General features: G+C 68.5%; 20 protein-coding genes. 14 read left to right on the top strand and 6 right to left on the bottom strand.

What is annotated here, in order from left to right; genetic code table 11:
* Nucleotides 1–41: 41 nt before the first annotated feature.
* A complete protein-coding gene (locus HPO96_RS07830; RefSeq protein ID WP_171672486.1) occupies nucleotides 42–791 on the top strand; it encodes a DUF2071 domain-containing protein in 750 nt (249 codons plus the stop codon).
* Here the strand turns inward: HPO96_RS07830 and HPO96_RS07835 are convergent.
* Nucleotides 757–1,527 (bottom strand): hypothetical protein, encoded by a 771-nt coding sequence (locus HPO96_RS07835; protein WP_171672488.1) that lies wholly within the window; start codon nucleotides 1,525–1,527, stop codon nucleotides 757–759. The two genes, HPO96_RS07830 and HPO96_RS07835, sit on opposite strands and share 35 nt — an antisense overlap.
* Nucleotides 1,528–1,620: 93 nt before the next feature.
* Between HPO96_RS07835 and HPO96_RS07840 the strand changes: the two genes are divergently transcribed.
* Together HPO96_RS07840 and HPO96_RS07845 are read left to right on the top strand one after the other, a co-directional pair.
* Nucleotides 1,621–2,112, top strand: coding sequence for a MarR family transcriptional regulator (locus HPO96_RS07840; protein WP_171672490.1), 492 nt, complete (start codon nucleotides 1,621–1,623; stop codon nucleotides 2,110–2,112).
* A 29-nt stretch (nucleotides 2,113–2,141) separates the two neighbouring features.
* Nucleotides 2,142–4,166 carry a S9 family peptidase gene (locus HPO96_RS07845; RefSeq protein ID WP_171672491.1) on the top strand — a complete coding sequence of 675 codons (2,025 nt, stop codon included), beginning with the start codon at nucleotides 2,142–2,144 and terminating at the stop codon, nucleotides 4,164–4,166.
* Between the two features lies 1 nt (nucleotide 4,167).
* Here the strand turns inward: HPO96_RS07845 and HPO96_RS07850 are convergent, their stop codons facing one another.
* The gene (locus HPO96_RS07850; RefSeq protein ID WP_171672493.1) at nucleotides 4,168–4,725 is read right to left on the bottom strand and encodes a TetR/AcrR family transcriptional regulator; all 558 of its coding nucleotides are present in this window, start codon (nucleotides 4,723–4,725) and stop codon (nucleotides 4,168–4,170) included.
* Between the two features lie 110 nt (nucleotides 4,726–4,835).
* On the opposite strand from HPO96_RS07850, the gene HPO96_RS07855 reads away from it, so the two are divergent.
* Together HPO96_RS07855 and HPO96_RS07860 are read left to right on the top strand one after the other, a co-directional pair.
* A complete protein-coding gene (locus HPO96_RS07855; RefSeq protein WP_171672495.1) occupies nucleotides 4,836–5,849 on the top strand; it encodes an aldo/keto reductase in 1,014 nt (337 codons plus the stop codon).
* Nucleotides 5,850–5,861: 12 nt separating this feature from the next.
* On the top strand, nucleotides 5,862–6,725 hold the full coding sequence (locus HPO96_RS07860; protein WP_171672496.1) for an LLM class flavin-dependent oxidoreductase: 864 nt from the start codon (nucleotides 5,862–5,864) through the stop codon (nucleotides 6,723–6,725).
* Here the strand turns inward: HPO96_RS07860 and HPO96_RS07865 are convergent.
* Together HPO96_RS07865 and HPO96_RS07870 are read right to left on the bottom strand one after the other, a co-directional pair.
* Nucleotides 6,722–7,204 carry a GNAT family N-acetyltransferase gene (locus HPO96_RS07865; protein WP_171672498.1) on the bottom strand — a complete coding sequence of 161 codons (483 nt, stop codon included), beginning with the start codon at nucleotides 7,202–7,204 and terminating at the stop codon, nucleotides 6,722–6,724. The genes HPO96_RS07860 and HPO96_RS07865 overlap by 4 nt on opposite strands.
* A 31-nt stretch (nucleotides 7,205–7,235) precedes the next feature.
* Nucleotides 7,236–8,033: a GDSL-type esterase/lipase family protein gene (locus HPO96_RS07870; protein ID WP_202885753.1), complete on the bottom strand. Its 798-nt coding sequence runs from the start codon at nucleotides 8,031–8,033 to the stop codon at nucleotides 7,236–7,238.
* Nucleotides 8,034–8,155: 122 nt separating this feature from the next.
* Between HPO96_RS07870 and HPO96_RS07875 the strand changes: the two genes are divergently transcribed.
* From HPO96_RS07875 to HPO96_RS07905, 7 genes are all read left to right on the top strand, one after another.
* Nucleotides 8,156–8,596, top strand: a complete 441-nt coding sequence (locus HPO96_RS07875) for a cupin domain-containing protein (RefSeq protein ID WP_171672500.1) — start codon at nucleotides 8,156–8,158, stop codon at nucleotides 8,594–8,596.
* A 99-nt stretch (nucleotides 8,597–8,695) separates the two neighbouring features.
* A complete protein-coding gene (locus HPO96_RS07880; RefSeq protein ID WP_337796549.1) occupies nucleotides 8,696–11,737 on the top strand; it encodes a sacsin N-terminal ATP-binding-like domain-containing protein in 3,042 nt (1,013 codons plus the stop codon).
* A 335-nt stretch (nucleotides 11,738–12,072) separates the two neighbouring features.
* Nucleotides 12,073–13,905: an ABC transporter substrate-binding protein gene (locus tag HPO96_RS07885; protein WP_171672501.1), complete on the top strand. Its 1,833-nt coding sequence runs from the start codon at nucleotides 12,073–12,075 to the stop codon at nucleotides 13,903–13,905.
* Complete coding sequence (locus HPO96_RS07890; protein WP_171672503.1) at nucleotides 13,902–14,996, top strand: ABC transporter permease subunit; 1,095 nt, start codon at nucleotides 13,902–13,904, stop codon at nucleotides 14,994–14,996. The genes HPO96_RS07885 and HPO96_RS07890 overlap by 4 nt, the downstream gene beginning before the upstream one ends.
* Before the next feature lie 5 nt (nucleotides 14,997–15,001).
* The gene (locus HPO96_RS07895) at nucleotides 15,002–15,877 is read left to right on the top strand and encodes an ABC transporter permease (protein WP_171672504.1); all 876 of its coding nucleotides are present in this window, start codon (nucleotides 15,002–15,004) and stop codon (nucleotides 15,875–15,877) included.
* Nucleotides 15,870–16,715, top strand: a complete 846-nt coding sequence (locus HPO96_RS07900) for an ATP-binding cassette domain-containing protein (protein WP_171672506.1) — start codon at nucleotides 15,870–15,872, stop codon at nucleotides 16,713–16,715. The genes HPO96_RS07895 and HPO96_RS07900 overlap by 8 nt, the downstream gene beginning before the upstream one ends.
* Nucleotides 16,712–17,599 carry an ABC transporter ATP-binding protein gene (locus tag HPO96_RS07905; protein ID WP_171672507.1) on the top strand — a complete coding sequence of 296 codons (888 nt, stop codon included), beginning with the start codon at nucleotides 16,712–16,714 and terminating at the stop codon, nucleotides 17,597–17,599. Before HPO96_RS07900 ends, HPO96_RS07905 begins: the two co-directional genes overlap by 4 nt.
* A gap of 213 nt (nucleotides 17,600–17,812) precedes the next feature.
* On the opposite strand, the gene HPO96_RS07910 is transcribed toward HPO96_RS07905, so the two are convergent.
* Together HPO96_RS07910 and HPO96_RS07915 are read right to left on the bottom strand one after the other, a co-directional pair.
* On the bottom strand, nucleotides 17,813–19,843 hold the full coding sequence (locus HPO96_RS07910; RefSeq protein ID WP_171672509.1) for a phosphocholine-specific phospholipase C: 2,031 nt from the start codon (nucleotides 19,841–19,843) through the stop codon (nucleotides 17,813–17,815).
* A gap of 204 nt (nucleotides 19,844–20,047) precedes the next feature.
* On the bottom strand, nucleotides 20,048–22,144 hold the full coding sequence (locus HPO96_RS07915; RefSeq protein ID WP_337796550.1) for a M6 family metalloprotease domain-containing protein: 2,097 nt from the start codon (nucleotides 22,142–22,144) through the stop codon (nucleotides 20,048–20,050).
* Between the two features lie 131 nt (nucleotides 22,145–22,275).
* Between HPO96_RS07915 and HPO96_RS07920 the strand changes: the two genes are divergently transcribed.
* Nucleotides 22,276–23,634: an NAD-dependent succinate-semialdehyde dehydrogenase gene (locus tag HPO96_RS07920; RefSeq protein WP_171672512.1), complete on the top strand. Its 1,359-nt coding sequence runs from the start codon at nucleotides 22,276–22,278 to the stop codon at nucleotides 23,632–23,634.
* Between the two features lie 56 nt (nucleotides 23,635–23,690).
* Nucleotides 23,691–24,821 carry a hypothetical protein gene (locus HPO96_RS07925; protein WP_171672513.1) on the top strand — a complete coding sequence of 377 codons (1,131 nt, stop codon included), beginning with the start codon at nucleotides 23,691–23,693 and terminating at the stop codon, nucleotides 24,819–24,821.
* The last annotated feature ends 68 nt before the right edge of the window (nucleotides 24,822–24,889 follow it).

Here is a 24,889-nt window from a genome sequence, read left to right on the forward strand (position 1 = left end):
CACCCGCCGACAGGTTCCGGTCGGCGGTTAGGCTCGGCGGGGTGAGTGGCGTTGAGTGGCCGGCTGCGCCTGGGCTTCGGCGTCCGCGCATTCTCCGGCAGCAGTGGCTCGATCTCGCCTTCCTGCATTGGGCTGTGGAGCCGGCCGCGGTTGCGCACCTGTTCCCGCCCGGCACACGGCCGGACACCTTCGAGGGGCGCACCTACATCGGCCTCGTCCCGTTCCGGATGGTAGGGAGCGCTCTCCCGCACGGCCCGGCGATCCCGTACTTCGGCACCTTCCTCGAAACCAACATCCGCCTGTACTCCGTCGACGAGACCGGACGCCGCGGCGTCGTCTTCCGCAGCCTCGACGCGAACCGGCTCGCGATCGTCGCGGCCGCCCGGACAGTCTTCGCCCTGCCGTACCGCTGGGCCCGGATGACGTACGAGCAGTCAGGTAGTACTCATACCTATTCGTCGACACTGCGCTGGCCCGGCGTCCACGCATCCGCCCTGGTCACGGTAGACACCGGGCCAGCTGTTCCGGCTGACCCACTGGCCGATTTCCTCACCGCTCGTTGGGGATTGCACACCCATCGGGGCGGCCGCACCTGGTACCTGCCGAACTGGCATCCGGCCTGGGAGCTGCACTCCGCGACAGTCACCACGTTGCACATGCCGGGTCTCTTCCCGTCCGTCGGTCTGCCCGAGCCGGCCGGGCCGCCCGATCACGTGCTGTACAGCCCCGGCGTACCAGCCGAGTTCGCGCTACCAGTCAAGCCAGCATCTCGGCGGTCTGCTTCTCGATGAACGGGAGGCCGGCCTGACCGGCCCACCGGTGCACCTCGGCAGCGAGCGCCTGTGATCCCTGGATGTTGCCCTCGTCCTTGAGCAGGACGCAGAGCAGGGTCTGCTGCGCGAGCGTGCCGAGCAGGTGCCCGACCTTCTGGCGCAGTTCGGTCGATCGCTCCCACTGCGCCCGGGCCAGTTGCAGGTCCCCGGACGTGTGCGCGTGATCGCCGAGGTGCCGCAGCGCGAGAGAGACGACGAGATCGTGGGGAGCGCTCTCTCCGCGTTTCAGCGCCTCCGTGTACTGCGCGAACGCGAGATCTGCGTCGCGCAACAGGTTGTCCGCGATCACCCCGGCGTAGAACGCGGCCATCCCGGCGCGCCCGTCGTCCGGCGCGGTGTCCCGCAGCGTCACGGCCCGTGCGACCAGGGCCGGGCCCAGTTCGGCGGCGCCACCGAACAAGGCCGGCGCGTAGTCCGATCGGAGGTGCAGGAGCTCGGCGTCCCAGCGGATCGTTGTGTCGGGCAACAGCTCCAATGCCCGGCCGAGCGCGGCCAGAGCAGGCGCGCCGGTCTGCGTCTGCCGCGCGAAGTCCTCGTCGACGGACACCTCGGCCAAAGCCAGCGCCACCGACCGGGCCTCCGCCGGGTCGAGCGGTTGCGTCGCCGCCAGCAGGGAGCGAGCGACACCCCATTGTCCGGCCAGCGTGAGCTGCTCCGCCGCGGCCACCACTGCCGATACCTCGACCTGCACCATCTGACGTCTCCTTGCTCCCGGATCTGTGCTCCGAAAGTACTTCGATGTCGAAATGTTTGACAACTAAGCTTCAGTGGGTGAAAAGTTGGGCCGGTGAAAGAAGATTCCGTCGGTTGGCACGTCGACCAGTGGGACGGGCAGATCCCCGGTTTCGATCGGCGGGTCGAGGGCATTGCCGTTCGCCTGCAGTCGCTCGGTCATTACCTCGACCGCAGCCGGGACGCCGTGCTGACGGCGTACGACATGCAGTGGTGGGAGTTCAAGACGCTGCACCTGCTGCGCCGCGGCGGTCCGCCGTACCAGGCGACGCCAGGGGAGCTGGCGCGGCACCTGTCCATGTCGCCCGCCGCGATGACGAACCGGCTGGACGCGCTCGAGCGCCGCGGGTATGTCGAGCGCCGCCACGATCGCGACGACCGCCGCAAGGTGCTCGCCCGCCTGACACCCGCCGGTCTCGACATCTGGCAGCGCGGCGTCGGCGACATCCAGGAGGTCGAACAGACGCTGATCCGGCGGCTTTCGGCCACAGATCAGAAACATCTCGAGGCACTCCTTAGACAGTTGCTGCAGGCCACGGAACAATGACGCATCGCCCTTCGGCCGCTGGAGTTGTGATGACGGAAGATCTGCCTCGCCAGTACGCGCGCACCCGGCGGTTCAGCGCCGGCGCGGTGTCGAACCTGGCGATCCGGGCGACCGGCCGATTCGTCACGTTCCTGCGCGACGACGGGCTGTGGGTGTTCGACGTTGCCTCCGGCGCCGAGCGGCGGATCGGTTGTGCCGGGCCGCACACGGTCGGCGGCTCGCGGGTCTGCCTGCAGGTTGCGGACGGCGTCTCGGTCATCGAGCTGGAGACCGGGTTCCGCAACGATCTGCAGCTCGGCGTCGTCGGCGCCGCCCGGATCGATCCGACCGGCCGCTGGATCGCCTTCACCCGCGACGGTGCGCTGGAGATCATCGGAGCCGACGGCCTTGATCGCCGTCGGCTCGCCGAACCTGACGGGGAGGCCGTCAGCTGGGGGATGCCCGAGTTCGCGGCCCGGATGTCGATGGGCCGAGAGAGCGGTTTCTGGTGGTCTCCGGACGGTTCTCAGCTGCTGGTCGCGCGGGTCGACGAGAGTCAGGTCGAGCTGCGATACCTGCCAGCTCCGACACCGCCGACCGAGCCGGCGCCCGAGCCGTCGACCGAGCCGTCGACCGAGCCGTCGTCCGGGCCGTCGACCGAGCCGTCGTCCGGGCCGTCGTCCGGGCCGGCGCAGGGGATTCGCTATCCGGCGGCCGGTACGGCGAACGCCGACGTCCGGCTCAGCTTGATCGATCTCGACGGCCGGCGGCGGGAGGTCGAGTGGGATCGGGCCGAGTTCGAGTACCTGGTGCAAGCCAGCTGGTCGACGTCCGCGCCGCTGTTCGCCGTCCAGAGTCGCGATCAGCGCCGACTGTTGATCATCGAGGCCGACCCGACGACCGGCGCGACCACGCTGGTTCGTGAAGTGACCGACGAGCACTGGGTCGACCTCCGGCCCGGCACGCCGAAACGTACTCCGGACGGTCTCCTCGTGTGGATCGAGCGAGACGTCGACTGTGACACCGACCGGTTGCTGATCGGCTCCGAGTTCGTCACCCCGCCGGGTTTGCAGGTCGCCGAGATCCGCTCCGTCGCGCCGGACGGCGTCGCTTTCCTCGCCCAGTCCGAACCGACCGAGTTACATCTCTACCTGTACGACGGAACGCTGCACCGGCTCACCGACGAGCGCGGCGTCCACTCGGGATCGGTGACCGGCGGCACCGTCGTCCGCGACTCCCGCACGATGACCGACCGCCGGATCACGGTCAGCGATCACCGCCTCGAGACGCACGAAGAACGCGCTCTCCTGGATCTCGACGTCGATCTCGTCGCGGTCGGCCCGACCGAGCTCCGCGCCGCCGTCTTCCACCCGTCCTGGCATCAGCCGGGGACGGCGAAACTCCCGGTGCTGCTCAACCCGTATGCCGGTCCGGGGTTCCAGCTGGTGCTCGCGTATGCGGCGCCGTACTACGCGATCTCGCGCTGGTTCGCCGAGCAAGGGTTCGTCGTGATCAGCACCGACGGCCTCGGTACGCCGGGCCGCGGTCCGGCGTACGAGCGCGCCGTCCAGGGCGATTCGGTCACCTACGCGCTCGACGACCAGGTCACCGCGCTCGAGCACATCGCGGCCAAATACGGCGATCTCGACCTCGATCGGGTCGCCTTCCGCGGCTGGAGCTACAGCGGGTTCCTCGCCGCGGCCGCGGTCATCCATCGCCCCGACGTCTTCCACGCGGCCGTCGTCGGCGCCGCGGTCAGCGACCAGCGGGGGTACGACTCCTACTGGAAAGAGCGCTTTCTCGGCGATCCCGCGGCCAACCCGGACGCTTACCGCCGATCCTCACTGTTGCCCTACGCAACAAAGCTGACCCGGCCGATGCTCATCGTCCAGGGGCTGGCCGACACGAACGTCTGGCCTACCCATGCGCTTCGCCTGTCCGCAGCTCTCACCGCCGCCGGTAAACCGCACGACCTCATCACGCTCCCCGGCGAAGGCCATCGCATCGCCGACGAGGAGACCATCGCCGACCTCCTGTATCAGGAGCTGGCGTTCCTCCGCCGATCCCTGGGGTAGCTCAGACGCGCAGGCCGGTGAGGAGGACGGCGACCATGTGGCGGGCGTCGTACTGGGGGTCGTTCTCGGCGCCGACGCAAAGGTTGCCGACGGCACGCATCAGCTCGTAGGGAGTTTGGCCGGGGCGGATCTCGCCGGCCGCTGCCGCGGCGTCGAGGAGCGTCCCGCAGACGGGTAGGAGGCGGTCGAGAAAGTAGTGGTGGATGCACTCGCCTCCGGCGGCCTCGGGCTGGAGTAGACCGGCCAGGCCGTGTTTGGTGACCAGGAAGTCGGCGAACTGGTCGATCCACTGGGTGAGGGCGGCGTACGGGGAGTCGGTGGCGGCCAGCAGGGCCGGGCCGGCCTCGGCGCAGGCGTCGACCTGGTGCCGGTAGACGGCCACGATCAGCTCGGCGCGAGTGGGGAAGTGGCGGTAGATGGTGCCGGTGCCGACCCCGGCCTTGGCGGCGATGTCGCGGACGGGCGCGTCGACGCCCTGACTGACGAAGATCGCCGCGGCGGCGTCCAGTAGCGCTTCCTTGTTCCGCTGCGCGTCGGCGCGCGGCGCCCGTGCGGCCATCAGCCGGTCCTTCCTGGTTGCAAAGCGGAACATCGTTCCGTATTGTTAACGGAACAGCGTTCCGCTTACTCATCATGCCACATTCCACTCCGTTGCGGAGGTACTTCGTCATGCTCTATCGCAGTTTGGGCCGGACCGGCGTCCAGGTCAGCACACTCGCGCTCGGCGCGATGAACTTCGGCGCCATCGGTAACACCAGCCAGGAGGAGGCGACCGCGATCGTCGACGCCGCGCTGGCGGGCGGCGTCAACCTGATCGACACCGCCGACATGTATCCCGGCTCGGAGGAGCTGGTCGGCCGGGCGATCGCCGGGCGCCGCGACGATCTTGTGCTCGCGACCAAGGCGGCGATGCCGATCGGGGCCGAGCGCAACCATCGCGGCACGTCGCGGCGCTGGCTGGTGACCGAGCTGGACAACAGCCTGCGCCGGCTCGGCGTCGACCATGTCGACCTCTATCAGATGCATCGCTGGGATCCGGAGACCAGCGACGAGGAAACGCTCTCTGCGCTCACCGATCTGCAGCGCGCCGGGAAGATCCGGTACTTCGGGTCGTCGACGTTCCCGGCGTACCGGATCGTGCAGGCGCAGTGGACCGCCCGAGAGCGCTCTCTGAGCCGGTACGTGACCGAACAGCCGAGCTACTCGATCCTGCAGCGCGGTATCGAGGCGGATGTGTTGCCGGTTGCTCAGGAGTACGGCCTCGGCGTACTGGCCTGGAGCCCGTTGGCCTCCGGTTGGTTGTCCGGTGCGGTGCGGGCAGGGCAGGAGATCGCGACCAGCCGGGCGCAGGCGCTACCGGAGCGGTTCGACCTGAGTCGCCCGGCCAATCAGGCGCGGCTGGCGGCGGTGGAGAAGCTGGCCGCGCTTGCGGATGAGGCCGGGCTGACCATGATCCAGCTCGCGCTCGGCTTCGTGACCGCGCATCCGGGGGTGACCAGCGCGCTGATCGGGCCGCGGACACTCGACCACCTGCACTCCCAGCTCGCCGCTGCGGACACGGTGCTGACCGGCGACGTCCTGGACGCGATCGACGAGATCGTTGCGCCAGGCATCGATCTGGCGCCGGAGGAGAAGTTCGACACCCCGCCCGCACTCCTCGACGCCGCTCTGCGCCGGCGCTGATCGGAGCACCTGATGATCAGTTTCGGAATCATGACCGCGCCCTCGCAGGTCGACTACGCCGATGTCCTGCGGGTGTGGGAGGAGGCCGACGCCGTCCCGGAGATCGAGCATGCGTGGCTGTACGACCACCTGTTCCCGATCTTCGGCGATCCGGCCGGGCCGACGTACGAGGGCTGGACCTTGCTGTCAGCGCTGGCCGCCCGCACGCAGCGGCTGCGGATCGGTGTGCTGGTGACGAGCAACCGCTTCCGTCCACCGGCTGTGCTGGCGAAGATCGCCAGCACCGTCGACGTCATCTCCGGCGGCCGGCTCGACTTCGGCATCGGCGCGGGTTCGCGCCCGAGCCTCCCGGCGGCGCGCTACGAGTACGACGCCCACGGCCTCCCGTACGGCGACGCGGCCACCGCGGTCGAAAGCCTGGCCGAGGCGTGCACGATCATCCGCCGCCTCTGGACCGAAACCGAACCCTTCGACTTCCACGGCAAACACCACACCCTCACCGGCGCCTTCGGCAACCCCAAACCCCTCCAGCACCCGCACCCGCCGATCCTCATCGGCGGCCGCTCCAAGGCCACCCTCCGCGTCGCCGCCGAACACGCCGACATCTGGAACATGCCCGGCGGCAACCTCGCCGACGCCGTCGAACGCAACACCCTCCTGACCCGCTACTGCACCACCCTCGACCGCGACCCCGCCACCCTCACCCGCTCCACCTTCCTCCCCGTCGACTACACCAACCCCGCCCCCACCCGCGAAGCCATCACCACCCACCACCGAGCCGGCTTCACCCACTTCGTCCTGGGCCTCCCCACCCCCTACCCCCCAAACCTCCCCCACTGGCTCCGCACCCACCTCATAACCCCAACCCACCACTAACTCTTCTGGTCGAGTTGGAGGATGGTTTCTTCGATTTCGGTGTTGCGGGGTTGGGCGAAGCCGCGGTCGGTGCCGGTGATGTGGAAGCCGGACTTCTGGAGGACTCGGAGTGAGGCTTGGTTGTCGGTGGCAGCGCGGGCGTGTAGGGGGCGGTGTGGCTGGCGGTCGAGGAACAAGGTGAGGGCCTGGGTGGCGATGCCTTGGCCCCAGTGGGCGGGGTCGATCCAGTAGGAGAGCTCGGTGTCGCCTTCGATGACGAAGCTGGCGATGGTGCCGACGAAGGCGCCGTCGAGGGTGATCGCGAGGTCGAGGATGGTGGGGTCGGCGCTGATCCGGGCGCGGTGGGCGTCGAAGGCGGCGCGGTCGTTGGGATCGCGCCCGACGAAGGCGGCCATCCGGACGGCTTCGGGGTCTCGCATGTACTCGAAGAGCAGATCGAGATCGGCGTCCTGAACGTCTCGCAGCGCGACTGTTCCCATGCCGCGAACGTAACAGCGCCCGCCGACAGTTTCAGGCCCGCAAACGCGCGACGATCAGGTCGGCGACAGCGCGCATACCCGCGGCGTTCGGGTGATAGGGGACGACGCCGCCCAGGACGCCGGGCGGTCGCAGCCCGAAGCTCGTCGTCCAGGGCTCGGCGGAGCCGATCGCGTGGTCGCGGCCGGCCGCGGACGCCGCGATCAGATCGGCTCCGGTGGCGGCCGCGGCTTGCGCGAAGGCAGCGGCCAGGCCGTCGGCCATGATCGCGATACTTGGCAGTTGCTCTTCGTTGAGCGGTACGTCGAGGCGCGGCCGGGTGCTCGGGCCGACCAGCGGGAGATAGTCGACGAGCAGGATCCGCGCGCCCGGAGAGCGCTCTCGGACGTTCTCGACGACGGCGATCAGTGACTCGGCCGCGGCCTGGTAGGCGGCGTCGTCCTTCAGATAGCTGACCCGGGCCCGGATCCGATTCGCGACCCGGCGCCCGAACAGCGTCGCCGGTTTGGCCAGGGTGTTCAGCATGCTGCCGCGGACGAAGGTGCCCACGTACTCGAGATCGTTGCCGCCGGCAGTGATCGTCACGAGCGCGGTATCGGGGCCGACGGCATCGATCTGCGGTGGGACGCCGTCCTGCGGGGTGTCGAGCAAGTGAGCGGTCGTCGCGCCGCTGTACGTGACGTCGGTGAGCTCGAGCCCGAGCTCGGCGGCGACCAGGTGCGCGTAGTTCCGGGCCGAACGGCCGGCTGGACGGTGCACGATCGGGTCGATTCCAGGGCCCGCGGCGAACGAGCTGCCAAGGGCGACGTACCGGCTGCCGGGTGGGATCACGGCCTCACCTTAACCGTGACCTGGCAGCATGGCTCTCGGCATCCGGACAGCGATGTCACAACGCAGACAGCTGTCCGGTCTGCATCATCGTCAACTCAGCAGATTCTCGAAGGGAACCACTCATGCGCGGAGTTACTCGGGGAGCGCTCACCGCGTTCTCGCTCAGTGGTCTGGCGGCGGCGTCGCTCGCCGTACTGCCGGCCACGGCCGAGGCGACGCCCCCGGACGGCGTCACCGGCAAGATCCTCTACCAGCGGACCGTCGGCGACACGGACTACGTTCTGCGGGAGATCACCATCCTGCCGGGCGGGACGACCGGCTGGCATTTCCACGACGGCACGCTGTACGCCTTCGTCAAGGCCGGAAAGCTCGACCACTTCGGCAGCAACTGCAAGTCGGACGGCAAGTACCGCACCGGTGACACGTTCGTCGAACCGAGCAACCAGGTGCACATCGGGAAGAACCTCGGCAAGACGCCGATCGTCCTCGAGGTCCTGTACGTGAACCCGCACGGCGCCCCGCTGTCCGAGGACGCTGCCAACCCGGGCTGCTCGTTCCAGTGACCCGTCGCGGTCCGAAGAGCACCTGAGAGAGCGCTCGCCGGGGCAGATCTCCGCGCCCCGGCGGGCAGCTTCGGCGGCCCTCCCGGCATACTGCAGCGCGTGAGCGACGACGTGTTCGGTACGGCGGGGATTCGCGAACGAGTGCTGGCGGGCTGGTCGGCCGCGCCAATCCGCTTCCGCGAGGATGCGAACGCCGAGGAGGACCTCGCGCTCGGCGGCTACGTCGACCGGCTGGTCGTCGAGCTCGCGCAGAACGCCGCCGACGCCGCCGTCCGCGCCGGCACCCCCGGCCGCGTGCTCTTCGAGCTCCGCGGCAACACCCTGGTCGTCGCGAACACCGGGACAGCGCTCTCTCGCGACGGCGTCGAATCTCTCGCCACCCTCCGAGCCTCCGCCAAACGCGACGAGCACACCGAGAACCCGAGTGGGGAAGACCTGACCGGGACGGGGGCGGATGGGGCCGGCCGGGCGGTGGGGCGGTTCGGGGTTGGGTTCTCGGCGGTGCTGGCGGTTTCGGACGAGCCGGTGATTTTGTCGCGGACCGGTGGGGTTCGGTTTTCGAAGGCGGATACCGCGGATGCGATCGCGGGGCTTGGGTCGGGGGAGTTGGCGACCGAGGTGCGGCGGCGGGACGGCAACGTGCCTGTACTGCGGTTGCCGTTCGCGGCGGAAGGTGAGCCGCCGGAGGGGTACGACACGGCGGTGATCCTGCCGCTGCGCGACGAGGCGGCGGTCTCGCTCGTTCGGCGGTTGCTGTCCGAGGCCGGTGATCCGCTGCTGCTCGCGTTACCGGGCCTGGCGCGGATCGAGATCGAGACCGACGCGGGCCGCCGCGTCCTCGAGGACGCGGGCTCGCGCTGGTGGATCCATCGCACCGGAGGCGTTTTCGACGCCCACGAACGCGAGGAACTGCTCGCCGATCGACCGGTCGAAGAGCGTTCTCGCCCGTTCTTCTCGGTCGTCTGGGCGCTGCCGCGGGACTCGGCGGTCGCGCTCCCCGGCGTCGTCCAGGCGCCGACGCCGACCGAGGAAGCGCTCTCTCTGCCCGTTCTCCTGTTGGCCAGCCTGCCGCTCGACCCGACCCGGCGGCACGTCGCCAAGGGACCGTTGACCGATCGGCTCGTCCGCGAGGCGGCGACGGCGTACGCCGAACTGCTGCGCACCCGGGCCGAGGACGGCGACGATGTCCTCCGCCTGGTGCCCACCGGTCTCGCCGCTGGCCCCCTCGATCAGTTGATCCGCGAGGCAATCCTCGCTCTCCTGCCTGGTACGCCGATCGTGCGGTCCGTTGAAGACGGCACGTTGCTGCGGCCGCGCGATGCGGTGATCGTCGAGGGTGCGGACGACACCTTCAATCAGGTGCTCGCGCCGATCGTGCCCGGGCTGATTCGCGCGGCTCGGACAGACAGGCCGGCGCTGGACGCGCTCGGCGTCCGGCGGCTGGAGCTGGCGGAGGTCGTCGATCAGCTCGGCACCGCGGCAGCGCACGAAGAACCGGAGTGGTGGAGCGCTCTCTACGGTTCTCTCACCGAGATGGTCACCGATGCTTTGTTGCGGGAATCCCTTGGCACGTTGCCGGTTCCGCTCGCCGACGGTCGCCTGGTCCGCGGCGTCCGGGGCTTGTTGCTGCCCGGACCGGAGCTGCCGGTCGAGGTGCTGAAGGAGTTCGGCGCGTACGGCGTCCGCGTCGTCCACCCGGCGGCGGTCCACCCGGCACTCGAACGGCTCGGCGCGATCCCGGCGTCCCCGCGGTCCTTGCTCGAAGACAGCGCCGTCCGCGCGGCCGTCGAACACTCGATGGACGCGGACGATCCAGAGGCGATCGCCCACGCCGTCCTGAGCCTGATCGCCACCGACCCGGCCCAGGCCGACGGCCTGTGGTGGCTGTCCGACCTCGTACTGCGGGACGCGGACGGCGAACTCACACCGGCAAACGCTCTCGTCGTCCCCGGCTCCGCCGCCGAGGAGGCGCTGGACGCCGACGAGGTCGCGCCGATCGACCCGGCCCTGCTTGAGCGTTACGGCGTCCCCGCGCTGGCCGCGGCCGGCGTCCTCGCGACCCTCGGCGTGGTGACCGCCGCCGACGTCGCGCTCGATCGGTTGCCGGAGGCACTCAAAGATCTCGACGGGATCGACGACTGGGCGTACGACGTCGCGCCGGACGGCTCCCGGTACGGCGCGACCGTCGGCGAGCTCGCCGCGATCCGGGATCTCGACTGGGTCCGGGACGATGCCTGGCCGCAGGTGCTCGGCATCCTCGGCGCCGAACCCGAGCTGCGCCGGGCGCTGGTGACGCAGGTACGCGTGATCGGCCCGGACGACAGGCCGCTCGGCGTCCCGTCGTACGCGGCCTGGTGGATCAGAGAGCGCGTTCTGCTCGCGGACGGCGAACCGCTCGCCGGACGGGCCGATCCGGACGCCGAGCCCGTACTCGCAGCCTTCCTCGACCCGGCGCCGGAGTGGACCGCTGCGCTCGACCCGGAGGTGCGGTCGGCGGTCGGCCTGGTCCGCGAGGTCGGCGACCTGGACGCCGACGGGATCAGCCTGGTCCTGGATCGACTGGCAGATCCGGAGCACGAGATCACCGAGAGCGCTCTCTTGCGTTTCTGGCGACAGCTCGGCACGCTGCCGCTCTTCCCCGGCGACGCGCCGGACCAGGTCCGCGTGCTGAGCGCGGACGGCTGGACCGAAGTGGTCGACCCGGCCACAGCGGTCGTCGTCGACGGCCCGATGTGGTTGCAGCGCACGGATCTGGGCGGTTTCGTCGTCGCCTCCGGCGCGGCGGCCGACGGACTCGGCGACCTGTTCGACGTACCGCTCGCCCATGAAGTTGCCGAGGGCAAGATCGACGGCGAGGGGACGGCGGCCGACGTCCCCGAACTGGTTCGCGAGCTCGTCCCCGAGGTACCGCCGCTCTGGTGGGAACACGAGGAGCTGACCGTCGACGGCGTCGACGTCTCCTGGTGGGTCGACGCCGAGGGCGCCCCCCACGCCGCCACCTTCGACGGCCTCGCCAAGGCCCTCGCCTGGTCCGCCGGCCACTGGGACCGCCGCCACCTGATCCGCGCCGTCCTCAACGAGCCCGACCGCACCTCCGAACTCCTCCAAGACGCCACCTACGACCACCCCGCCGCGCAGTAACAAGCCGACCACCCCGCGGGCAGGAGTTCGGCACGGGTGTGCCGGAAACGTTTCGGGTGGCCGGAATCGGTCGGGCGGCTCGGACGACGGTTTGTATACCGTCACGATCCGGGGTGGTGGCGGGGTGCTGCCGACTGGACCAATGGGCGCGGTGGTCACGCAGAGCGAAACATCGTTGTCAGAGGTTGGTATATCCACTGATCTGCGGGTTTGGCGTCAAGTTTGCAACGTGGCAATGAACTCTTGCCAACGTTGTCATCGCTACTTATAGTCCGTGGCACCTCTCGGTCGGTGATGCCGTGGTCAACGCAACGGAAACGGAGGTGACTTTCGTCATGAACGAAGCACCGCGCCCGCAGTTCGAAGACGTAGCCGAGGTAGTGCGCTACCAACTCAGCCGCCGCAGCCTGGTCGGGGGAGGTGCCGCGGCCGCTCTGACCGGCCTGCTGGCCGCCTGTTCCGGTGGCGGCTCGTACTCCGACAAACCCGCCAACGACAAACCCGTCGCGACCAAGTCGGTCCAGATCGGCAAGGCCAACATCCCGGTCCCGCGCGACCAGTCGGTGATCATCGGCCAGGTCGAGTACACGGTGTTCGACAGCTTCAACACGATGATCCCGAACGGCTCGCCGTCCGGCGCCGGGTTCGAGATCTGCCGCGAGGCGATGTTCTACCTCAGCTTCGCGACCGGCGAGCTCAAGCCGTGGCTGGCCACGGCGTACAAGTACAACGACGCCAAGACCGAGCTGACCATCGACTTCGACCCGAAGGCGAAGTGGAGCGACGGCAAACCGCTGACGGCGAACGACTTCAAGTTCACCGTGATGCTCCTTCGCGACCGCGCCGACCTGTTCGGCGGCGGCGGTGAGCTGAAGGAGTTCGTCAAGGAGATCGTCGTCCCGAATCCGCAGCAGGCCGTGATCAAGCTGACCAAGGCGACGCCGCGGTTCCACTACAACTTCATCGCCGCCATCGCCGGCGGTTTCGACATCCTGCCCGAGCACGTCTGGAAGGGGCAGGACCCGACGAAGTTCAAGAACAACCCGCCGGTGCGCAGCGGCCCGTACAAGCTGAAGCAGGCGATCCGGAACCAGAAGATGTTCGTCTGGGAGAAGAACCCGGACTACTGGAACAAGGACAAGCTCGAGGTCGGTCCGCAGTACGTCGTCTTCCAGAGCACCTCGAAACAGGCCGACCAGGCGGCGCTCGCGTTCGAGCGGGCCGAGTTCGACGTCGGCTCGATCGACGAGCAGCACGCCAAGCAGCTGCGCAACACCGGCTACCCGAACCTGCAGACCACGCAGTTCCACGACCCGAACCCCCGGGTGCTGTGGATGAACTGCGACCCGGCCCGGGGCGTGATCTCGGAGCCGAAGATGCGCTGGGCGATCAACTACTGTCTGGACCGGGAGAAGATCGGCAAGTCGATCTGGCCGGTCGAGGTGCCGCCCGCGATCTATCCCTGGGCGGACTACCCGACCAACGAGAAGTGGAAGAACGACGCGCTCGCGGACAAGTACAAGTTCGAGTTCAACCCGGCCAAGGCGACCGAGATCCTGGACGAGATCTGCCCGAAGAACTCCGCCGGCAAGCGGATGTACAAGGGCAAGGAGGTCAACCTCGAGATCATCACGCCGTCGCCGGTCGACGGGGGTGAGTACGCGATCGCCAACGTGCTCAAGACCGACCTGGCCAAGGTCGGCGTCCCGGCCACGCTGCGCAGCCTGTCCGGCAGCGTGCACGGCGAGAAGTTCGAGCGCGGTGAGTACGACATCGACTCCAGCTGGGCCGGTTTCGCGATGGACCCCGCGCAGATGTACTCCGACTGGGAGAGCGACAAGGCGCAGCCGATCGGGAAGAACGCCGCCGGCAAGAACAAGATGCGCTTCCGCAATCCGGAGTTCGACCAGTTGTCCAAGCAGCTGGCGGCGATGGACCCGACCGCCCCCGAGGCCAAGCCGCTGCTGGACAAGGCGTTGGAGATCTACTTCCAGAACCTGCCGCTGCTGTCGGTGATCCAGACCGGTTACCCGTCGTACTTCAACACGGTCTTCTGGACCGGCTGGCCGACCGACGACGACCTGTACGAGGTGCCGCTGAACTGGTGGCAGCACTTCATCTTCGTGCTCGGCAAGATCAAGCCCACCGGGCAGAAGGGCCCGGCGTGACGGCGGAGGCCCCGCCGGCGGAGGTCGTCGACAAGGTTCCGGAGCCGGCACCCCCATCGGGGGTGCGGGCCTGGATGTCGCGGCATCCGCTCGCGGCGTACGCCGTCCGCCGGTTCGGGCTCTATCTGGTGGAGCTGTGGGGAGCGCTCACGATCGCGTTCTTCTTCTTCCGGCTGATGCCGGGTGACCCGATCCAGACGCTGATCCAGAGCCTGCAGCAGAACTACATCTACAACCAGCAGGCGTCGGCGGAGATCATCGCCCGCTACCGCGCCGAGTTCGGCCTGGACGGCAACATCTTCTCCCAGTACCTGGTCTACATGAAGAAACTGATCCTGCACGGCGATCTCGGGCCGTCGCTGATCAGCTATCCGACGCCGGCCCAGGACGTCATCCTCCGATCGTTGCCGTGGACAATCGGTCTGCTCGGGATCTCCGCGGTGCTGGCCTGGATCCTCGGCGTCGTGTTCGGCGCGATCGCGGGCTGGCGGCGCGGGAAGCTCGGCTCGCGGATCATGACGAACCTGTCGATCGCGCTCTCCCACGTGCCGTTCTTCTTCGTCGCGCTGATCCTGGTGTACGTGTTCGCGTACACGCTCGGCTGGTTGCCCGCGCGCTCGGCGTACGACTCGAATATCAATCCGGGGTTCAGCCTGGACTTCATCGCCAGTTTGCTGAAGTACGGTTTGCTGCCGGGGTTGTCGATCGTGGTGATCGGGACGTTCAGCTGGATCCTGTCCACCCGGATGCTGATGGTGCCGGTGCTCGGCGAGGACTACCTGGTGTACGCCGAGGCGAAGGGTCTGAAGCCGTGGCGGATCCTGACCCGATATGCGCTGCGCAACTGCTACCTGCCGCAGATCACCGCGTTCGGGATCTCGCTGGGTTTCATCTTCAACGGCAACGTGCTGGTCGAGCAGCTGTTCAACTATCCCGGTCTGGGCACCACGCTGGTGACCGCGATCCAGCAGCTCGATTTCAACACGATCATGGGCGTCACCGATATCGCGATCTTCTCGGTGCTGACCGCCGTGCTCCTGCTCGATCTCCTGCTGCCGTTGCTTGACCCTCGGGTCAAGTATTGGAAGTGACGCCGATGCGCATCCTGACAGCTGTCCTGCGGACGATCCGGAACAGCCCGAAGCTGGCGATCGGTTTGGCGATCCTGCTGGTGATGGTGCTGGTCGCGATCTTCAGTCCGCTGATCGTGAAGGGGATCGGCGGATCGACCGATCCGCTCGAGTTGGCGGCGTACGAGCGCTGGCTGGTGCCGGGGCCGGATCACTTGCTCGGCACCGACCAGTTCGGCCGGGACGTGCTCGCGATGGTGGTGAGCGCTCTCTCGGTGTCGCTGCAGATCGGCGCGATCGCCGGGCTGATCTCGACCGTGGTCGGCGTGATCGTCGCGTTCGTGGCCGGTTACAAGGGCGGATGGATCGACGGGGTGCTGTCGACGTTCACCGGCATCCTGCTGGTGATCCCGACGTTCCCGTTGCTGATCGCGCTCTCCGCGTACGCCAAGAACGTGAGTCTGTTCCAGGTCGGCGTGATGATTTCGATCTTCTCCTGGCCGTTCGCGGCCAAGACGATCCGGGCGCAGGTGCTCAGCCTGCGGTCGCGGCCGTACGTCGATCTGGCGCGGGTCAGCAAGGCCCGGGACCTGGAGATCATCGCCACCGAGCTGCTGCCGAACCTGCTGCCGTTCATCGGGGTCGGTTTCGCCTCGTCCGCGCTGGGCGCGATCTTCGGGCTGGTCGGTCTGGAGGTGATCGGGCTCGGGCCCGGCGGCGTCATCGACCTCGGGCAGATCATCTTCAACGCGATCAACACCGGCGCGCTGACCCTCGGCGCCTGGCCGATGTTCGTCGTCCCGATCGTGTTGCTGACCTTGTTGTTCGCGGCGCTGAACATGGTGAACATCGGGTTGGAAGAGGTCTACAACCCGCGGCTGAGGGGAGTAGCCGGTGAGTGAGAAACCAGCCGGGAACGCGGGGGAGCGCTCTCCGCACGTTCTCGAGATCAAGGGTCTGGACGTCACCTACTCGACCAGCCGCGGTGACGTGAAAGCCGTCCGCGGTCTCGATCTCGCCGTCCGCCGGGGCGAGATCCTCGGGATCGCGGGGGAGTCGGGCAGCGGGAAGAGCACGCTCGCGGTCGCGCTGCTGCGGCTGCTCAAACCGCCGGGCCAGGTGACGGCCGGCTCGGTGCTGTTCCATCCGGCCGGGCGGTCGCCGGTCGACCTGCTGAAGGTCGACGGCGAGGAGCTCCGGGTGCTGCGCTGGAGCGCTCTCTCGTATCTCCCGCAGGGCTCGATGAGCTCGCTGAACCCGGTGATGCGGGTCGAGGACCAGTTCAAGGACGTGATCCTGGAGCACGCGCCGGCCCGCAAGGCGTCGCTGGGCGAGCTGATCCCGCGGCTGCTGGGCCAGGTCGGCCTGGAGCCGCGGGTGGCCCGGATGTTCCCGCACGAGCTGTCCGGCGGGATGAAGCAGCGGGTGCTGATGGCGATCGCCGTCGCGCTCGAACCCGACCTGGTGATCGCCGACGAGCCGACCACCGCGCTCGACGTCACGATCCAGCGGGTGATCCTGCAGTCGCTGGCCGACCTGCGGACCGATTTCGGCGTCACGCTGATGGTGATCTCGCACGACATGGGCGTTCATGCGCAACTGGTCGACCGGGTCGCGGTCATGTACGAGGGCCGGCTGGTCGAGGTCGGCGACGTCCGGCAGGTGTTCAAGGATCCGCAGGATCCCTACACCCAGCAGCTGATCGAGTCGATCCCGAAGATGGGCAGGAGGGCGTCATGAAGTCCGAGCTCGAACTTCGGGGTGTGGAGCAACGATTCCACGCCCGGGGCGTGGCCGCCGGCCACATCACCGCGGTGGACGACGTCAGCTTCACGCTCGCCGCCGAGCCGCCGCAGGTGGTCAGCCTGGTCGGGCAGAGCGGCAGCGGGAAGAGCACGATCGCTCGCAACGTCCTCGGCCTGCAGAAACCGACCGCGGGGAGCGTTCTCTACGGCGGTAAGGACATCTTCAAGCTGAGCCGCTCCGAGTACGACGAGTACCGGCGCGACGTACAGCCCGTCTTCCAGGACCCGTACGCGATCTTCAACCCGTTCTACCGGGTCGATCGGGTGCTCTGGAAGGCGGTGAAGAAGTTCGGCCTGACGACGAGTCGCAGCAAGGGGCTGCAGCTGATCGAGGAGTCGCTCCGCGCCGTCCGCCTGGAGCCGGAGAATGTCCTCGGCCGCTACCCGCACCAGCTCTCCGGCGGCCAGCGGCAGCGCATCATGCTGGCCCGGGTGCACATGCTCCGGCCGTCGTTCATCATCGCCGACGAGCCGGTCTCGATGCTGGACGCCCAAGTACGTAAGCACTTCCTGGACATCCTGCTCGACTTCCAGCGCGAGCACGGGATGACCACGCTCTTCATCACCCACGACCTCTCGACCGTCTACTACCTCGGCGGCGAGGTCATGGTGATCACCAAGGGCAAGATCGTCGAGCGCGGCCCTGTCTCCACCGTCATGCACGAGCCGTCCCACCCGTACACCAAACTCCTGCTCGACTCGATCCCCCAGCCCGACCCCGACAACCGCTGGACCAACCGCATCACCGTCGACGAACTCGAAGACCAGGAGGCCGACGCCAAAGCCGCCGCCCCGGCCCCCGAAACCCCCATCATCTGAGGAGCGAGCCGGCATCTGAGAGAGACCGTCAGAGAGCGCTCCCTGGCGATCTCACCCGCGTTCTGAGGCGCAGGTAGGCATCTGGCGAGCCTGCCTGCGCCTCGAACGTTCGAGCCTGCCTGCGCCTCGAACGTGCGAGCACCTGTGCGGGAACGTGCGCGAGCGCGGGTGCGAGCACCTATGCGGGAACGGGTTTGGGAACGTGCGCGGGAGCTAGGTGGTGCGGATGGCGGGGTCGCTGAGGCCGGGTTGGCCGGTTTCGACGTGGCCGGCGTAGCGGCGGAGGTAGGCCGGGTCGGTGGGGGTGGTGACGGTGACGTCGTACCAGCGGCGGGTGGTGGTGATGGTGTGGGTGGTCTTGCCGGGTTTGAGGTGGAGGGTCTTGGGGGCGCCGCCGTAGGCGCTGGAGAGGGTGACGGTGCGGGCGACGTCGGTGGTGAGGGTGAGCTGGACGTCGCCGCGGTGGTCGCGGGCGGTGATCTCCAGGGCGGTGGTGGGTTTGCCCTTGAAGGTGCGGAGGAAGCCGTTGGGGCCGTGGACGGTGAGGTCGTAGACGCCGCCGAAGGCGGTGGCGTTCCAGCTGTCGGCGAGTGACTTGCCGGCCTCGGTCGTGTAGGTCCAGGGGCCGTCGGTGCGGTTCTGCGCGGTGACCAGGAACTGCGCGCCGGCGCGCGGGCCGGCGCCGAAGGTCAGCGTGAACCGGCCGTTGGCCGCGGCGCCGTCCACGATCGATGCGTAGGGCAACGGTCGCGTCCGGCGGGAGCCGCGCTCCTGGGCCGGGACGGCGCCGACCGCGGGCGGCGCGGGGACGTACGTCGGATGCCGGTCGCGGTCCGGCGGCTCGTAATCCGTCGTGTCGGGCATCGGGATCGGCCGGTTGTTCGCCACATCGAAGTCGAAGGCCGACGTGAGGTCGCCGCAGATCGCCCGCCGCCACGGCGAGATGTTCGGCTCGTGGACGCCGAAACGCTTCTCCATGAACCGGATGATCGAGGTGTGGTCGAAGACCTCCGAGCAGCTGTAGCCGCCGGTGCTCCACGGGGAGACGACGAACATCGGCACCCGCGGCCCGAGCCCGTACGAGCCGGCCGTGTAGCGGGTCCCGCCCGGGTAGTAGTCCGGCTTCGTGTCGACCGTCGAGAGGCCCTGGTTCGCGTCGGCCGGCGGGAACGGCGGTACGACGTGGTCGAAGAATCCGTCGTTCTCGTCGTAGGTGACGAACAGCGCGGTCTTGCTCCAGACCTTCGGGTTCGAGGTGAGCGCGTCGAGGACGCGGGAGATGTACCAGGCGCCGTAGTTCGTCGGCCAGTTGGAGTGCTCGGTGAACGCCTCGGGCGCGGCGATCCAGGAGATCTTCGGCAGCTTGTTCGCCTGGACGTCGGCCCGCAGCTGGGCGAAGTAGCTCTCGCCCGCCTTGGCGTTGGTGCCGGTCCGGGCCTTCTCGAAGAGCGGGTCGCCGGGCTTGGCGTTGCGGTAGGTGTTGAAGTAGAGCAGCGAGTTGTCGCCATAGTTGCCGCGGTACGCGTCGTCGATCCAGCCCCAGTGTCCGGGCCCGTCCAGGCCGTCGCCGATGTCCTGGTAGATCTTCCACGAGACGCCGGCCTGCTCGAGCCGCTCGGGGTACGTCGTCCACCCGTAGCCGAGCTCGTCGTTGCCGAGGACCGGGCCGCCGCCGGTGCCGTCGTTACCGGTGTAACCGGTCCACATGTAGTAGCGGTTCGGGTCGGTCGCGCCGATGAACGAGCAGTGGTAGGCGTCGCAGAGGGTGAACTTGTCCGCGAGCGCGTAGTGGAACGGGATGTCCTCGCGCGTCAGGTAGGCCATCGTGGCCACGCCCTTGGCCGGGATCCACTGGTCGTAGTTGCCGCGGTTGATCCCGTGGTGCCCGTCCGGCCAGCTGTGCGGCAGCCCGGTCAGGAACTGCAGCCCGAGGTCGTCGGCGTCCGGGTGGAACGGCGGGATCTCCTTGCCGTTCTTGTCCCGCTGGAAGTACACCGGCTTCCCGCTCGGCAGCGTCACCGGCCGCGGGTCGCCGAACCCGCGCACCCCCTTCAGCGTCCCGAAGTAGTGGTCGAACGAGCGGTTCTCCTGCATCAGCACCACGATGTGCTCGACATCGTTGATGTCGCCGCACTCGCGGTGCGCGGGGATCGCGGCGGCCTGCTCGATGCTGTTCGCCATCGCGGCGAAGCCGGCCGAGGCGCCGGCCAGCTGCAGGAACCTCCGGCGATTGATGTCTGGCATGTGCGTCTCCTGTCGGACGGATGGGGCGGATGGAGTGTCAACCCCCGGCACTGCATCGCAGGCACCCTAACCTGAACGATTAACCGACGGAAGATGAACTTTCCTGTCTACTTCCAATCAGTTTCAAGCTCTTACAAACAACCAGCGTGAACATGAGTCCGCCCTGGCACCGGATTCGGCGCCAGGGCGGAGGCTCGGGAACGGCTAGCGGTTGATGGCCACGCAGGTCGCGCCGGCCGTCTTCTTCGGGTCGGATTCGGACTTCGCCGTCAGCGTGACAGTGGCGACCGGGCCACGCCCGGCCTTGATGTGCACGGGGACGGCGACCGTCTGGCCGGCGTTCGCGGTGGTCAGCGCGTTGGGCAGCGAGATCGCCCAGTCCTTGCCGTTCACCTTGGCCGACAGCCGGTAGACGTCGCCCTTCAGGTACTTTGCGACGTCCTCGGGGTGCTCGGAGGCAGCGCCCGCCTTGCCGGTATTGGTGAGGTTGAAGGTGCAGGTCTGGACGCCGGCCTTGCCGGGCTTCGCGACCGTCGGCAACACGCGGACGCCGCGCTTCTGCGGCCCGGAGCCGTCGAGCGAGCGGATCGCGACCGTGTAGGACAGGACGCCGGCGCGGTCGCGGCGGAGGTTGGTGATGTAGAAGTGCAGCCGGTTGGCCTCATCGGTGTACTCGTACTCGCTACCGGAGTTCGTCCCCGCGTGGAACAGGGCGTCCGACAGTTGCCGGTAGTCGCCGATCGTGATCGGGACCTTGGTGCCGTCGGGCAGCACGTAGTCGGTCATGTTGATGTCCTGCGGGTTCGCGTCGATGACCCACTCGAAGGGCGCGGCGTCCTGGTTCTTGGTCTTCGCGAGCAGGACGCCGGAGTCGGGCGTGAACGAGTCCGTCCCCATCCGGTCCACGACCTCGACCGTGTAGTTCTGGTACCCGCGGCCGTCGCAGAACGGGTCCTTCGACGTGTCGCACGGCGGGGCCAGATCGCCCGCGCCGCCGAGCTGGATGTTGATCCCGGCCAGCCCGTTCGGGCCGGGCTCGACCGAGCGCGCGGTGACGTCGGCGACCACGACGCCCGACGTCGCGAGGGCTTCGCGCGACAGCCGCAGTACGTTCTGCTCGTCGACCATCTCGAGCTTGATCTTGTTGCGCAGCATGTGTTGCGCGCCCATCGAGGCGCCGCCGGTCGCTGGGATCATCCAGCGGCTGTGCGGACCGCCGGGCCCGTTGAACGTGCCTCGGCTGAGCATCTCCCAGGGCCCGGAGTAGTCGCGGCGCGCGGGCACGCCGTACGGGTTGTTGTAGTTGTCGCCGATCCCGAGGATGTGGCTGAACTCGTGCGCGTAGACGCTCATCCCGGAGCTCTCGGCCTGGGTGGACGAGCCGCCGCCGGCGTTCGGCCAGATCGTCGATCCGGCCGCCCACGACGTCCAGTCGACGTACCGGGTGTTCGACCAGTTCGGCAGCGCCGGGTCCGGCGGGCCGAAGGCGTCGGTGACGTCCTCCTTGGTCGGGAACTTCATCATCCCGAACTCCTGCCAGGTGGACGATTCGTCCTGCCCGGCGCTGAGGAAGAAGACGAAGTCGAATCCGGCCGGCACCTGTGAGCCCTGGTCCGCGACCCAGGCCGCGCGGCCATCGGTGCGGATGTTCTTCACGCAGCTGTCCCCGGCCGGGCAGTCGCTCGGCCGCTGGAACTCCATCGCGTACTCGTGCGACTTGCCCGGCATCCGGTACGGGCCGAAGGCCGTGAGGTCGACGCCGTACCGGCCGCCGGAGTCCTCCATCCAGTACTCGTGCAGCGTGTGGCCGCGGTTCAGCTCACCGGGCGTGTTCAGGAAGTTCTTGTAGAACTGCGCGGTCTGCTCCCGCGGTACGCCGTTCGCCTCGGCGCTCGGATTGCCGAACACCGTCGACCCCTTGGGCTTGGTCACCGCGAAATCCAGGTTCGGATAATCGAGCAGCACCAGGGCGCCCTTGAATGTCCGCTTCGACCCCTTCACACTCGGGTCGGCCCAGTTCGTCCCCGGCGGCTTCTTGTAGTCCGACCACGTCATGTGGTCCGGGTTCTCCCAGTTCTGCGGGTCGATTGGCCCCGGCAACCCGCCGGCCGCCGTCTTCGCGACCCGGCTCTCGGCCCCGGTCTCCTGCCAGGGCTGCTGCTGCGGCCAATGCGGGTACTGCCACGAGTTCTCCGGGTCCGGCGGCGCACTCGGCGCCGCCAGCGCCATCCCGGGCACCGCGACCGCCGCCAGCAAGGCGACCAACCGCACACCGACTCGATACTTCCGTTGCTCAGACACGGGCGGGCATCCGATCGACGAAGGAACGTTTCACTACCGCGCCCGAGCATGCCTGGCGAGACGTCCGTTCACAACCATCCGGCGCACTGTATACAGTATGGTAAGCCTGACCACCGTGGGATGGAGGAGCGATGTACTCAGTCACCGACCCGGCGACGGGTGTGTTGATCGAGGAAGTGGCGAACTCGAGTGAGGAGGAGGTTCGGGCGGCGATCGGGCGGGTGGCCGCGGCGTACGGGGGGTGGCGGGGGCGCTCGGTGGGGGAGCGGGCGGCGATTGTGGGGCGGGCTGCGGAGGGGTTTGCGGCGCGGGCGGACGAGCTCGCGGCGATCATGACGCAGGAGATGGGCAAGCGGGTGAACGAGGGGCGCGGCGAGGTGGGGATCGTCGTGGACATCTTCCGGTACTACGCCGAGCACGGGCCCGCGTTGCTGGCCGACGAGCCTCTGGAGGTGAAGGGCGGGCAGGCGGTGATCACCAAGGGGCCGATCGGGGCGTTGCTGGGGATCATGCCGTGGAACTTCCCGGTGTACCAGGTGGCGCGGTTCGTGGCGCCGAATCTCGTCCTGGGTAACACGATTCTGCTCAAGCACGCGTCGATCTGCCCGCGCTCGGCGCGGGCGATCGAGGAGATCCTGCACGCGGCCGGCGTCCCGGTGGACGTGTATGTGAACACCTACGCGTCGAGCCGGCAGATCCCCGGGATCCTGGCCGACGAGCGGATCATGGGCGTCTCGCTGACCGGGAGCGAGCAGGCCGGGATCTCGGTCGCCGCCGAGGCCGGCAAGAACCTGAAGAAGACCGTCCTCGAGCTCGGCGGCTCGGATCCGCTGATCATCCTCGACACCGCGGACATGGACGAGACCGTGAACGCCACCGCGACCGCCCGGATGCGGAACTGCGGCCAGTCCTGTAACGCCCCCAAGCGCATCATTGTGCTCGCCGACCTGTACGACGAATACGTCGACCGGCTGACCAAACGCGTCGCGGAGTACTACGTCCCCGGCGACCCGGCCGACCCCGGCACCAAGCTCCCGCCGCTGGCCTCGATCGCCGCCGCCGACGAGGTCGCCGCCCAAGTGGCGAAGGCCGTCGACCAGGGCGCCACGCTGCGCGCGGGCGGTCACCGCATCGGCCCCGGCGCGTACCTCGAGGCCACCGTGCTCACCGACGTCCGCCCCGGTATGGACGCCTATTACGAAGAGATCTTCGGCCCGGTCGCCATCGTCTACCGCGCTGCCGACGAGGACGACGCCGTCCACCTCGCCAACGACACCCCCTTCGGCCTCGGCGCCAGCGTCTGGGGCACCGACCCCACCCGCCTGCGCCGCGTCGCCGACCGCATCGACGCCGGCATGGTCTACTTCAACCGCGCCGGCGGCTCCCAAGCCGACCTCCCCTTCGGCGGCATCAAACGCTCCGGCCTCGGCCGCGAACTCGGCGCCGCCGGCATCGAAGAATTCATGAACAAGAAGTCCATCCGGCTCTGATGGCAGGTTGCGGTCGCTCGACGTAACGCGGCTTCGCGCCGGCGCAGAGTAGGAGGATGAAGCGTGCGGTGGTGGTTGGGTTGGTGGCGGCGGGGGCCGTGGTTGCTGCTGCGGGGGTGGTGCGGTACGACGTGGGTCGGATTGATGGGGTGGTGCTGGAGGCCCGCGCGGCTGGGGATTGTGCGGTCGTGCGGGCTGCGGCGGAGCGGTATCACCTTGTGCACAAGGTGGTTGGGCGGTCGGCGGTGCGGCGGAGTGAGGCGGATGTCGCGGCGTGCGGGCGGCTGGATGCGGCGGGGGTGATGCTGGATCGGGCGGTGCATGGCAGTGAGCGGGATGCGAGCCAAGGGGTGGGGGTGCTCGATCAGGTGCTGGCTGATCCGGAGCAGCTTGCCGGGGTGCGAGTTGTGGTCGATCGGTTCGTGGCTGCGCTGCGGGTGACGGAGCCGTGTCTGGCTGGGCGGATAGCCGAAGAGGTGCGCGGGCGGGCGGAACGCAAAGAACTGCAGGAGCGGATCGGGACGGCGATCGCCGAGGTGGGGCCGCGGGCGACGTCGGCTTGTGCGGATGAGCTGGTCAAGCAGGCGGATTGGAAAGGTGCGCGGCAGCTCTACCAGCAGGTGATCGAGCGGTATCCGGATGATCTGCGGGTCGCGGCGGCGAAGGCCGGGGCGCAGCGGGCGACCGAGGCGATCGAGCTGGCGGACGTTCGGGGGCTGGTCGATCCGGACTCCGGGACGTACTGCGACAACCCGGCGAAGTACAGCGCGGCGCCGCCGTACCGGAAGGGGCTGAACCGGACGATCCTGCTGGGCGACGAGCTGGACCCGTATGCGTCGCGGCTGCCGAAGGCATGGCGGACGAGCGATCCGAAGGCGGCCACGATCGTGGTCTGCGTGGACGTCGCGCAGGGTAAGGCGGTGCGGACGTGCCCGTATCAGTCGAAGCTCGGGTTCGGGCCGGTGTGGGTGACGTTCCGCAAGGTGGTGTTCAACCTGAAGACGTACGAATTGCGCACCGGGCGGCTGATCCGCAGCGGCAAGGTCGAGGTGGACGGGACGTCGTGCCCGCGGCGGCTTTATTACCAAGCTGCCACCGATTTCTCGAACCCGGAGCCGAACCAGTTCGTGACGCCGACCAGCGCCGGGCTGCGGGCCGCCTTCCAGCCGACGATCGTTCGGCGCTGATCTCATCCCTTTCCCGCCGCGCGCGGAACGCTTAAGGTGACCCACCAGATGTGATCAGCCCATCACAT

The organism is Kribbella sandramycini, assembly GCF_013131805.1.
Classification (GTDB): Bacteria; Actinomycetota; Actinomycetes; order Propionibacteriales; family Kribbellaceae; genus Kribbella; species Kribbella sandramycini.